The 687-nt window shown below is 46.1% G+C and carries 1 rRNA gene; it reads right to left on the bottom strand.

Annotation, left to right across the window (positions count from 1 at the left end):
• Positions 1 to 440 precede the first annotated feature (440 nt).
• Positions 441 to 687 (bottom strand): 16S ribosomal RNA (locus tag L5M17_RS22980); the annotation flags it as partial.

Below are 687 nucleotides of genomic sequence, written 5' to 3' on the forward strand. Positions count from 1 at the left end.
ACGCTTTTCGCAAGTTACTACGTCCTTCATCGCCTCTGACTGCCAAGGCATCCACCGTATACGCTTAGTCGCTTAACCATACAACCCAAATGAGTTTCACTCATCTGCGYCGYATTGCGACCAGCTTGGTTTTACTTGTCTCACTTCTGACCAAAGAAGTGGACGCGCCTTAGACGTAAACTATGCCACTAAGCATAATTTACTATTGAATATTCAAGACACTTAATAAAGTGTTTGAGAACTCATGTTCAATGCTTTCGCATTAAACGTTTTGTAATTAATCACATGACAGACTCATGCAATTAAATACTATCAGCTTTCCAAATTGTTAAAGAACAATGCGTACCGGCTAGCGGCGCATTTAGCTCTGACTTCTCCTAAGAGAAGATAAACAAGCAATCTGTGTGAACACTCAACAAACATTAAGTTAGTCGTATCGGTAAGGAGGTGATCCAGCCCCAGGTTCCCCTAGGGCTACCTTGTTACGACTTCACCCCAGTCATGAACCACAAAGTGGTGAGCGCCCCCCCGAAGGTTAAGCTACCCACTTCTTTTGCAGCCCACTCCCATGGTGTGACGGGCGGTGTGTACAAGGCCCGGGAACGTATTCACCGTGGCATTCTGATCCACGATTACTAGCGATTCCGACTTCATGGAGTCGAGTTGCAGACTCCAATCCGGACTACG

The organism is Shewanella sp. SW24 (assembly GCF_025653395.1).
Classification (GTDB): domain Bacteria; phylum Pseudomonadota; class Gammaproteobacteria; order Enterobacterales; family Shewanellaceae; genus Shewanella; species Shewanella oncorhynchi.